The organism is Actinomadura sp. WAC 06369, assembly GCF_003947565.1.
In the GTDB taxonomy this organism is placed as follows: domain Bacteria; phylum Actinomycetota; class Actinomycetes; order Streptosporangiales; family Streptosporangiaceae; genus Spirillospora; species Spirillospora rifamycini.
The window spans coordinates 1-10,649 of sequence record NZ_QHJN01000223.1 but is presented as its reverse complement, the minus strand read 5'-3'; the positions used below and the strand labels follow the sequence as shown (position 1 = coordinate 10,649).

Annotated in this window: 8 protein-coding genes; 2 read left to right on the top strand and 6 right to left on the bottom strand. The window is 73.0% G+C overall.

Annotated elements, in window-relative coordinates:
• Positions 1–1,385, bottom strand: a 1,385-nt coding sequence (locus tag DMH08_RS35920; protein WP_148108633.1) for an iron-containing redox enzyme family protein, incomplete at its 3' end; no start/stop codon positions are given.
• A 627-nt stretch (positions 1,386–2,012) separates the two neighbouring features.
• Here DMH08_RS35920 and DMH08_RS35915 point away from each other — a divergent pair.
• Entirely contained in the window at positions 2,013–2,282 is a 270-nt protein-coding gene (locus DMH08_RS35915; RefSeq protein WP_125620611.1) for a hypothetical protein, read from the top strand.
• Here the strand turns inward: DMH08_RS35915 and cydC are convergent.
• From cydC to DMH08_RS35895, 4 genes are all read right to left on the bottom strand, one after another.
• On the bottom strand, positions 2,269–4,002 hold the full coding sequence (cydC, locus tag DMH08_RS35910) for a thiol reductant ABC exporter subunit CydC (protein ID WP_125620609.1): 1,734 nt from the start codon (positions 4,000–4,002) through the stop codon (positions 2,269–2,271). The two genes, DMH08_RS35915 and cydC, sit on opposite strands and share 14 nt — an antisense overlap.
• 346 nt (positions 4,003–4,348) lie before the next feature.
• Entirely contained in the window at positions 4,349–6,004 is a 1,656-nt protein-coding gene (gene cydD / locus DMH08_RS35905) for a thiol reductant ABC exporter subunit CydD (protein ID WP_125620607.1), read from the bottom strand.
• The gene (gene cydB, locus DMH08_RS35900; RefSeq protein ID WP_125620605.1) at positions 6,001–7,029 is read right to left on the bottom strand and encodes a cytochrome d ubiquinol oxidase subunit II; all 1,029 of its coding nucleotides are present in this window, start codon (positions 7,027–7,029) and stop codon (positions 6,001–6,003) included. Before cydB ends, cydD begins: the two co-directional genes overlap by 4 nt.
• A 25-nt stretch (positions 7,030–7,054) precedes the next feature.
• Positions 7,055–8,470 carry a cytochrome ubiquinol oxidase subunit I gene (locus DMH08_RS35895; protein WP_026404697.1) on the bottom strand — a complete coding sequence of 472 codons (1,416 nt, stop codon included), beginning with the start codon at positions 8,468–8,470 and terminating at the stop codon, positions 7,055–7,057.
• A 222-nt stretch (positions 8,471–8,692) separates the two neighbouring features.
• Here DMH08_RS35895 and DMH08_RS35890 point away from each other — a divergent pair, with 222 nt between their 5' ends.
• Complete coding sequence (locus DMH08_RS35890; RefSeq protein ID WP_125620603.1) at positions 8,693–9,094, top strand: SgcJ/EcaC family oxidoreductase; 402 nt, start codon at positions 8,693–8,695, stop codon at positions 9,092–9,094.
• A 60-nt stretch (positions 9,095–9,154) separates the two neighbouring features.
• On the opposite strand, the gene DMH08_RS35885 is transcribed toward DMH08_RS35890, so the two are convergent.
• Positions 9,155–10,564 (bottom strand): GntP family permease, encoded by a 1,410-nt coding sequence (locus DMH08_RS35885; protein ID WP_125620615.1) that lies wholly within the window; start codon positions 10,562–10,564, stop codon positions 9,155–9,157.
• Positions 10,565–10,649: the final 85 nt, after the last annotated feature.

Sequence of the window (10,649 nt, the reverse complement as noted above, 5' to 3'; positions counted from 1 at the left end):
TCGACGGGGTGGGCGAGGCAGACGGCTTCGGGCGTCGCGGCGCGCAGGCCGTGCAGGCGCCCGGCGGGGACGAGGAGCACGTCGCCGCGCGCGAGCCGTTCGGGCGGCCCGGTCGGGGTGGTGACGAGGTCGGCCTCCCCGGCGGCCATCTCCAGGACGACGTCGGCGTCGCGGGTGCGGGTGCCGAAGGGCGTGTCCGGGGTCAGGACGATCCGGTCCGGTTCGGTGCCGCGCGCGGTGCGGGCGTCCGCGGCGAGGCCGCGGTGCCGGGTGAGGTCGTCGGACCAGCGGATCTGCGCGGCGGTGTCCGCCTCGAACCAGTCGCCGACGAGCCGCGCCTCGGCGACGCCGCGGAGCAGCTCGGGGACGACGCGGGGGCCGTGCCGGTCGGCGAGGGCGAGCAGGACCTGCTCGCGGGTGATGCGGCCGTGGTGCTCGTCGATGTGCGCGTGCTCGTCGCAGTAGTGCAGGTCCACCGCGTCGCCGAAGATGTCGCGGAATATCTTGACCATTTCCACGAATCCGGGGGCGAAAACGGCTTCCGCATAGGTCACCGCGCCCGCGTACCGGAAGAACTTCGCATGGTCGCGCGATAGATAGTAGTAATAGTTGTTCGTGGCGAGCGGCCCGGCGAGATAGAAGTTCCAGTACGCGTGCACATGGGTCGCCATGGCGCGGCTGCGCAGCATCTTGGCGAAGATCGTGGTGTGCTTCGCGTCGTGGACGCCGTACCCGAATTCGTCGATGAAGATCTTGAACAGGGCGGACTGCTCGGGGCCGTACGCGCCGGCGAGGTTGCGCGACATCGCGGACGCCTCGGTGAGGCCGTCCAGGGCGAGCTGCACGAGGTACAGGTCGGCGGCGGTGCGGCGGTCGTGCGCGGCGGCGACGGCGGCGAGCGCGGGGGACGGGCCGGTCGCGGCCTCGGCGACGACGTGCCGGAAGTAGGAGTCCAGGACGTCGACGGTGTCGGCGCCGCTGACGTCGACGGCGCCGGCGAGGCAGCCGAACGCGAGGCGTTCCAGCTCCGACAGGGAGCTCTCGCGGAGTTCCCGCAGGTCCTCGCCGTAGAAGCGGGCGAAGTCGTCGTGCAGCGGCGCGAGTCCCTGCTCGGGGAGCAGGACGGTCTCGGCCTCGTAGAAGGTGCCGAGCAGCCGGTGCGCGGCGAGCGCGCGGTGCGCGGACGGGGCCGCGGCGGTGAGCGGCCGGTCGAAGTCGTCCGCGGTGAGGGTGTCGGGGGCGAGCGCCCGGCGGTACGGGTTGGGGGCGTGCAGGACCCGGGCATCACCGCGGAACAGCGGACCGCGCGCGAACGCGAGCAGCCGCTCTCCCAGGGTTCCGCCGGCCCGCTCTCCGGCAGGGGTGACCTGAGATTGGATTGTCATTTAGTTGTACCGTTCACCTGACTACGCGTGGATGGGTGTAGCGAAAGGTGTGCGCGACCGATTGTGTCGGCCCGATGCGTGTCAAACGGTTCATGATTCGCGTAGGCGCGAACCTATAAGTCATTGATCACCGCGGTGGTCCCCTCACCTCGTCGTGAAAGACCAATGCTTCGGTCGGCCGGAACGTTAACAGCGGTCTTCGGGGTGATCAATGAACGGAGTGTGACGGACCGCACGTAAAGCGTGCGGTCCGTCGGCCCCTTGACGGTTCGGCCGTGTTCGGCAAGGGGACCCCGGACGGCCCGCCGCCGCCCGGCGGGCGCGGCCCCGGAAAGTCGGCCTGACCTCGGCGGCCGATGATCATGCGCGCGGGGGGTGCGCACCGGCCGGACGGGCGTCGCGTGCGCCGCACGGGCGCGCGCGGCGGCGCGGCGGGCGTCCGGTCCCGGTGTCGGTCGGTCCGGATCGGTGTCCGGATGCGGTCATCGGGCGGAAAAGATCGCCCCGGTCCGGCGGCCGCACCGCCCGCGCGACCCCGTTTCGGTCCGACCATAATCCCGACCCTTTTTCCTGACGGACGGTACGGACCCTCGGCGCTCGGCGCGGTGCGGGACTTACACTCGCGGCATGAATCTCGCTGACGCCGCCCGGATGATCCTTTCGGAATCGGCCGCGCACCCGGAACTGCTGCGCCTCGCCCGGTATTCGCACGAAGAATTTTCGCGCGGCAGGGCGGTTCCGCACGAAACTCTGAGCCAGATGCTGCGGGAAGCGGCGCGCAAGGACGTCTACCCCGCGCTGCGCGCGCGCTACGGCGTGCCCGCGTTCGACGCCATGGTCCTCGCCCTGGGCCGGGAGATCGACCGCCTCGCGCCGGTTCCGGTCAGGGCACGCTGATCGCCGGGGCGGCGCGCTCCCGCTCCCACATCGACCGGTAGATCCCCGGACGGGCCGCCAGCTCGGCATGCGTGCCGCGATCGGCGATCCGCCCCCGGTCGAGCACGATGATCTCGTCGACGGCGTCCAGGCCCGCGAGCCGGTGCGTGACGAGCAGGGTCGTGCGCCCCTGCCCGGCGGCGTCCTCGGTGGCCGCGAGGAGGTCGGCGGTCAGGGCGTCGGCCGTCGCGGTGTCGAGGTGCTCCGCGGGCTCGTCCAGCAGCAGGACCGGGAAGCCCGCCAGCAGCGCGCGGGCCAGCGCGATCCGCTGCCGCTGCCCGCCCGACACCTGCGCGCCGTGCTCCCCGACCCGCGTGTCCAGTCCGGACGGCAGCGCGTCGACCCACTCCAGGAGGCGCGCCCGCCGCAGCGCGTCGCGGATCTCCGCGTCGGTCGCCGAGCGCCGCGCCAGCCGCAGGTTCTCGCCGATCGTCGAGTCGAACAGGTGCGCGTCCTGCGCGCACAGCCCGACGACGGTGCGCAGGTCGTCCCCGGCGAGGTCGCGGACGTCCGTGCCGTTCAGCGTCACCCGTCCGCCCGCCGGTTCGAGGAACCGCAGCAGCACGGACGCGAGCGTCGACTTGCCCGAACCGCTCGGGCCCACCACCGCGACGCGGCGTCCGGGCGCCAGGTCGAGCGACACGCCGTCGAGCGCCCACGGCCCGTCGGGCGTCCAGCGCGCGCGCAGGTCCGTGACGCGGACCGTGTGGGGCCCCTCCGGGAGCCGCACCGGCTCGTCCGGGTCCCGCACGGGTTCGGGGCCGTCCAGGACGGCGAACACCCGCGCCGCCGACGCCCGCACCCGCTCCAGGTACTGCGCCGCGAGCGGCAGCCCGTTGACGACCTCGAACGCGGCGAGCGGCAGCAGCACCACGGCCGCGAGCAGCACCCCGTCGAGCGTCCCGTCCCGCACCGCCGGCACGCCCGTCGCGAGCCCGCCCCACACGGCCAGCCCGCCCGCGAGCGCCGACAGCGCCGCGCCCAGCCCGGCCGTCCCCGCCGACCGGGCCGTCGCGCGGGTGAACTCCCGGTCGATCCGGGCGGCCTCCGCGAGCCGCGCCGGAGCCGCGCCGTAGGCGATCAGCTCGGGCGCCCCGTGCAGCGTGTCGACGACGTGCGACGCCAGCTCGCCCCGCAGGTCGGCCGTCCGCCGCTCCGCCCGCCGCGCGACCGCCGCCGACAGCCACGGCGCCGCGAGCCCGGCGGCCAGCAGCGCCGCCAGCAGCACGGCCCCGGCGGCGGGCAGCAGCGCCCACGCCACCCCGACCGACGCGCCGCCCACGACGGCCGCGACCGCGCACGGCAGCAGCGTCCGCAGGTAGAGGTCCTGGACGGCGTCGACGTCGTCGACGAGCCGGGCGAGCAGGTCGCCGCCGCGGAACGCGGGCAGCCCCGCCGGCGCGAGCCGCTCCAGCCGCTCGTAGACGCGGGCCCGCAGGTCGGCGAGGATCCGGAACGTCGCGTCGTGCCCGACGAGCCGCTCCACGTACCGGAACACCCCGCGCCCGATCCCGAACGCCCGGACCGCCACGATCGCGACCATCAGCATCAGGACGGGCGGATGCTGCGCCGCCCGCGAGATCAGCCACGCCGACGTCCCCATCAGCGCGACGCCGCTCCCGAGCGCGAGCACCCCGAACACGACGGACACGGCCAGCCGCCCCCGCACGGGCCGGGTCATCTTGATCAGCCGCAGAACGGGCCGGCCCGGGTTTTCCACAGTTTCGCGTTCCCGTCCCGCCGTTTCACCTGCACGTTCGACAATCGGATTGGGGTCGGCCCCCCTGGGCGGGCGGGGAGTGTTCGTTCCGGTGGCCCCACCCGTCGCGCGGGGATTCGGGGTTGTCGCAATCTTCACGCCGCCCTGCCTTCCTGAAGGCGCACCGAGGTGCGGCTGCCGGCGGGACGATCGGTCGTTCCGAGGCCGCGGCCACCGCCGGCGGGGGCCGGACGCGCGCCGATCCACGGCCGGTCACCGCGAAGCGCCCCCTTGGCCGTCGCGCGGGGGGTCGGGTGGGGTGCGGTGTTCACGCCGCCACCTCCGCCGGGGCGACGTGGACGATGCGGTCGGCGAGGGCGGCCAGGGCGGGGCGGTGGGCGACGAGGACGACCGTGCGGTCGGCGGCGAGGCGGCGGACGGCCTCGATGACGGCCGCCTCGCTCTCCGCGTCGAGGCCCGAGGTCGGCTCGTCCAGCAGGAGCAGCGGCGCGTCCCGCAGGAACGCGCGGGCGAGCGCGACCCGCTGCCGCTGCCCCGCCGACAGGCCCGCGCCGCGCTCGCCGATCGGGGTGTCGAGGCCGCGGGGGAGGCCGTCGGCGAACTCGAGGACGTTCGCGGCGCGGGCGGCGGCCCGCACCGCCTCGTCGGTCGCGTCCGGGTCGCCGAGGCGGATGTTCGCGGCGATCGTCCCGGCGAACAGGTACGGGCGCTGCGGCACCCACGCCAGGTGGCGCCGCCACGCGTCCGGGTCGAGGTCGGCGAGGTCGGCCCAGTCGACGAGGACGCGCCCGGCGTCGGGCCGGACGAACCCGAGGAGGACGTTCAGCAGCGTCGACTTGCCCGACCCGCTCGGGCCGGTGAGGGCGACGGTCTCCCCCGGGTGGAGCGTGAGGGAGAAGGCGTCGAGGGCGGGCGCGTCGCGTTCCGGGTAGGCGACGGTGACGCCGTCGACGCGGATCGTGGCGCGGCGGACGTCCGGGACGCGGGTGTCCGTCCCGGCCTCCGGCGGCGGGGTCTCGAGGACCTCGAAGATGCGTCCGGCGGCGGTGAGGCCCTCGACGCTCGCGTGGTACTGGGCGCCGACCTGGCGCAGCGGGAAGTACGCCTCGGGCGCGAGGATCAGGATCAGCAGCGCGGTCTCGAACGCCATGCCGCCGTCGACGAGGCGGAGCCCGATCGACACGGCGACGAGCGCGACGGACAGCGTCGACAGCAGTTCGAGGACCATCGCCGACACGAACGCGATCCGCAGCGTCGACATGGTGGCCTTGCGGTAGCGGCCGGTGACCTCGCGGATGCCGCGCGCCTGCGCCTTCGCGCGGCCGAACACCTTCAGCGTGGGCAGGCCCGCGACGACGTCCAGGAAGTGCGCGGACAGCAGCGAGAGGGTGCGCCACTGCCGGTCCATCTTCCACTGCGTCGCGAGGCCCACCAGGATCGCGAAGACGGGGATCAGCGGGACGGTCACCGCGATGATCACCGCGGAGAGCCAGTCGCCGAGCAGGATGCGCGCGCCGACGGCCAGCGGGACCGTCACGGCGAGGACGAGCTGCGGCAGGTAGCGGGCGAAGTAGCCGTCGAGGGCGTCGACGCCGCGGGTGGCGAGCGTCGCCAGTTCGCCGCTGCGCTCGCCCGACAGCCAGCGCGGGCCGAGCAGGGTCGCGTGCTCCAGGAGGCGGCCTCGGAGCTGGGACTTGACGGCGGCGGCCGACCGGTGCGCCGCCACCTCCTGGAGCCACGCGACGGCGGCGCGGCCCGCGACGACCGCGAGGAGCAGCAGCATCGGGGCGCGCAGGTCGCCGAGGCCGGCCGAACCGAGGAACGTCCGGGCGATCATGTCGGCGAGCAGCGTCGCCTGCGCGATGACCAGCCCGGCGGTCGCGGTGCCGAGGACGGCCGACGCGGCGAGGAACGCGCGGGTGGTGCGGGCGTGGCGCAGCAGGCGCGGGTCGAGGGGCTTCATCCGACCGGGCTCTTGCGCTTCGGGGTCTTCGCCGGCGGGATCTGCGCGGTGCCGATCCGCTTGCGGAACACCCAGTACGTCCAGCCCTGGTAGATCATCACGATCGGGGTGAACACCAGCGCGACCCACGTCATGATCTCGAGGGTGTAGGCGCTGGACGCCGCGTTCTCCTTCGTCAGGCCGTTCGCGGCACTGATCGTGGACGGCATCACGTCGGGGAACAGCGAGCCGAACAGCGTCACGAAGGCGAGGACGACGGCCGTCCCGGTCCCGATGAAGGCCCAGCCCTCGCGGCCGCGGGCGTTCGCGGCGGCGGCGCCGAGGAGCCCGGCGGCGACGCCGGCGACCGCGAGCCACGTCCACGCCTTGCCGTACTGCATCTGCGTGACCAGCAGGAACGCCCCGGCGACGACGAGCGCGGCGGCGGCCGCGACGCGTGCGATGCTCCGCGCGTGCGTCCGGACGCTCCCGGTGGTCTTCAGCGCGACGAACACGGCCCCGTGCAGGACGAACAGGGTGAGCGTGGTCAGCCCGCCGAGCAGCGCGTACGGGTTGAGGAGGTCGAGGAGCGTCCCGGCGTACTCGTGGTCGGCGTCCAGCGGGACGCCCCGGACGATGTTCGCGAACGCGACGCCCCACAGGAACGCGGGGACGACGCTTCCCCAGAAGATCGCGCGGTCCCAGCGGGCGCGCCACAGCGCGTCGTCGCGCTTGCCCCGGTACTCGAACGCGACGCCGCGCACGATCAGCGCGAGCAGGATGAGGAGGAGCGGCAGGTAGAAGCCGCTGAACAGGGTCGCGTACCACTCGGGGAAGGCGGCGAACATCGACGCGCCCGCGACGATGAACCACACCTCGTTGCCGTCCCACACCGGGCCGATCGTGTTGATCACGACCCGGCGGCGGACGTCGTCGCGGCCCAGCACCGGCAGCAGCATGCCGACGCCGAAGTCGAAGCCCTCCAGGAAGAAGTAGCCGATCCACAGAAACGCGATGATCAGGAACCAGGCGGTCGTCAGGTCCATGACGGCGGGCCCTTTCGCTCGGAAGTCAGTAGGCGAACGCGAGCGCGCGCTCTTCGTCGTGGTCGTCGTCGCCGTCCTCGGGCGCCGGCGCGACCTCGTCCTCGGTGGGCGGCCCGGCCTTCGCGTACTTGGCGAGCAGCTTGACCTCGATGACGAACAGGACGGCGTAGAGCGAGGTCAGCGCGGCGACGGAGAGCAGCATCGCGCCGGCGGACACGCCGGGCGAGACGCTCTGCGAGGTCTGCATCAGCCCGTACACCGACCACGGCTGGCGTCCCATCTCGGTGAACACCCATCCGGCGGAGCTGGCGATGAACGGGAGCGCGAGCGACAGCATCCCGATCCGCCACGCCCACGGGTTGCCGGGCAGGCGGCCGCGGCGGGTCAGCCAGAGGCCGAGCATCGACAGCCCGGCGGTGGCCATCCCGATGTAGACCATCATCCGGAACGTCCAGTACGTGACGGGGACGTTCGGCGTGTAGTCGCCCGGGCCGTGCTCGGCTTCGGCGGCGGCCTGGAGGTCGTCCATGCCCTGGACCTCGCCGTCGAAGCTGCCGGTGGCGAGGAACGACAGGATGCCGGGCACCTCGAGGCCGACGATCTCCTCGGTGCCGTCGAGGTTCCGGACGCTGAAGGGCGAGAACGGCGCCCCGGTCTGGGTGTCGTGCAGCCCCTCGGCGGCGGCCATCTTCATGGGCTGGTGCTCGGTGACGACCTTGCCGAGCATGTCGCCGCTGATCGCGACGGCGATGGACGCGACGGCGGTGACGACGAGCGCCATCCGCAGCGACGGCCGGAACACCTCGACGTGCTTGCGCCGCATCAGGTGCCACGCGCTGACCCCGGCGACGAACATCCCGGCGGTGACGAACGACGCCGCGATGGTGTGCGGGAACGCGGTGAGGTGCATCGGGTTCGTCAGGACGGCCCAGAAGTCGGTGAGCTCGGCGCGCCCGGACGCCTCGTCGATGCGGTAGCCGACGGGGTTCTGCATCCAGGAGTTCGCGGCGAGGATGAAGAACGCGGAGAGGATGGTGCCGAGCGACACCATCCAGATGCACGCGAGGTGGATCTTCTTCGGCAGCCGGTCCCAGCCGAAGATCCAGAGGCCGAGGAAGGTCGACTCGAAGAAGAAGGCGAGCAGCCCCTCGATGGCGAGCGGCGCGCCGAAGACGTCCCCGACGAACCGGGAGTAGGCGGACCAGTTCATGCCGAACTGGAACTCCTGCACGATCCCCGTCACGATGCCCATCGCGAAGTTGATCAGGAAGAGCTTGCCCCAGAACTTCGTGGCCCGCAGGTACTCGGTCTTGCCCGTCCGCACCCAGGCGGTCTGCATCCCGGCGACGAGGGCGACGAGCCCGATGGACAGCGGGACGAACAGGAAGTGGTAGACGGTCGTGATCCCGAACTGCCACCGTGCGATGTCAACCGTGTCCATGGCCACCCTGCTCCCGGCCGAACGTCCCCGTCCTCATTGCGCGGGCCTCCCCGGCTATCTACTACAAGCTGTAGTACTACGTCCTGTACGACATACTACGAGCCGTAGTACTACTTGTCGTCGTAATCCCGCTCACCCTCGCCGGTCGGGGGCATGACCTTGATCACGTCGGACGGCCGGGCCGTTGACCTCGACAAAGGTTGAGGTTGCAGAGTCGTCGCCATGAGCACCGAAATGAACGAAACCGCGGACATCAAGGCCATCCACGAAGTCGTGGCCACCGTTGAGCGCACCCAGCGGGCCAGGGACGTCGACGGCTTCCTGGAGCTGTTCCATCCCGAAGCCCTGTGGACGACCGGGCACGGCAGAGTCCTGATCGGCTTGGACGCGATCGCCGAGTTCACCCGCGCCGTCCTGCCGGGCGCCGTCTTCGAGGGGCCCGTCACGTACGAGCCCGTCCACGTGCAGTTCCTGCGCCCCGACGTGGCCGCCGTGAAGGTCCGGCAGGTCTACCGCGCGCCGGACGGCGGCTCCGAGGGCGCGCCGCTGTACGTCATGACGAAGGACGAGGACGGGCGCTGGCTGCTGCACGCGAGCCAGAACACCGAGGTGAAGGACCACTGAAGCGGCGGAGCCCCCGCCCGGTGGGGGCGGGGGCTCCGGCGCGCGGCGCGGAACGCCGCGTCAGGTGACGGAGAGGACGAGGCTGAGCGCCGCCGCGATGGCGAACGCGGTGCCGCCCATGAACGTCTCCATCAGCGTCCAGCTCTTCAGCGTCGTCCGGATGTCGATGTCCATGTAGCGGTTGAACAGCCAGAACCCGGAGTCGTTGACGTGCGACAGGACGGTGCCGCCCGCGGCCACCGCGACCACCACCAGCGCGGTCTCCGGCTGCGACAGCCCCGCCTCCGCGATCAGCGGGGCGACGATCGGCGCGGTCGTCACGATCGCCACCGTCTTGGACCCGAGCGCGACCCGCAGCGCGGTCGCGATCAGGAACGCCAGCACGACCACCGGCAGCGACGTCTCGCCGAGCAGGTCGGCCAGCGCCTCCCCGGCGCCGGTGCTCTCCAGCACCGCGCCGAACACGCCGCCCGCGCCCGTCACCAGCAGCACCAGCGCCACCGGCCCGAGCGACGCGGACGCCGCCTTCTCCAGCCGGTCCATGCTGAACCCGCCGCGCAGGCCGAGCAGCCAGAACGACAGCAGCGTCGCCACGGTCAGCGCGATGACCGGCGAGCCGATGAACCGGAGCGCCGACTGCACCCCGCCGTCCGGCAGCACCGTGTCGGCGAACGTGTTCATCATGATCATCAGCACCGGCAGCAGCATCACGGCGAGCGTCACCGCGAACGACGGCGCCCGCGCCGCCCCGCCGCCGTCCGCGCCGCCCTGGCCGGCGGTGCCGCCCGCGCGGCCGGACTGCTCCCGCGCCTCGGCGACGAGCTGCGCCGGGACGGGCGTGTCCAGCCGGTCGCCGACCTTGATGCCGAACAGGTACGCGCCGATGAACCAGGCGGGCAGGCCGCACACCAGGCCCATGATCGTCACCCAGCCGAGGCCGGCGCCGAGCAGGCCCGCGGCGGCGACGGGACCGGGGTGCGGCGGCAGCACCGCGTGCATGATCGCCAGGCCGCCGACGGCCGGGAGCGCGATGCTGATCAGCGACCGGCCGGACCGCTGCGCCACCGCGTAGATCAGCGGCAGCAGGATGATGAAGCCGACGTCGAAGAAGACCGGCACACCGAAGATCAGCGCCGTCAGCCCGACGGCGAGCGGCGCGCGCTTCTCGCTGAACGCCGCCAGCAGTCGGCCCGACAGCACCTCGGCCGCGCCGGACTCCTGCATGACGCGGCCCAGCATGGCGCCCAGCGCGACGATGATCGCGATCTCGCCGAGCGTCTCGCCCATGCCGGCCTCGAGCACGGCGGGCAGGTCGGTGGGCCGGATGCCGGCCGCGAGGCCGACGCCGACGCTGACCACGAGCAGCGCGAGGAAGGCGTGCAGCTTCGCCTTGATGACCAGTAGCAGCAGCAGGGCGATGCCGCCGGCGAGGAGGAGCAGCAGCGCCCACGGCGGCAGCGTCCACGCCATGGCCGGCGGGTCGGCGGCCAACGCGGGCGCGGTGAGGACAGGCAACGTCGCCTCCTGGAGGGATGCGCGGAGCGCGGGGTGGGTG

Coding starts and splice junctions, on each gene's coding strand:
- DMH08_RS35915 (WP_125620611.1), top strand. CDS start 2,013: ATGAATCTCGCTGACGCCGCCCGGATGATCCTTTCGGAATCGGCCGCG.
- cydC (WP_125620609.1), bottom strand. CDS start 4,002: ATGACCCGGCCCGTGCGGGGGCGGCTGGCCGTGTCCGTCGTGTTCGGG.
- cydD (WP_125620607.1), bottom strand. CDS start 6,004: ATGAAGCCCCTCGACCCGCGCCTGCTGCGCCACGCCCGCACCACCCGC.
- cydB (WP_125620605.1), bottom strand. CDS start 7,029: ATGGACCTGACGACCGCCTGGTTCCTGATCATCGCGTTTCTGTGGATC.
- DMH08_RS35895 (WP_026404697.1), bottom strand. CDS start 8,470: ATGGACACGGTTGACATCGCACGGTGGCAGTTCGGGATCACGACCGTC.
- DMH08_RS35890 (WP_125620603.1), top strand. CDS start 8,693: ATGAGCACCGAAATGAACGAAACCGCGGACATCAAGGCCATCCACGAA.
- DMH08_RS35885 (WP_125620615.1), bottom strand. CDS start 10,564: ATGGCGTGGACGCTGCCGCCGTGGGCGCTGCTGCTCCTCCTCGCCGGC.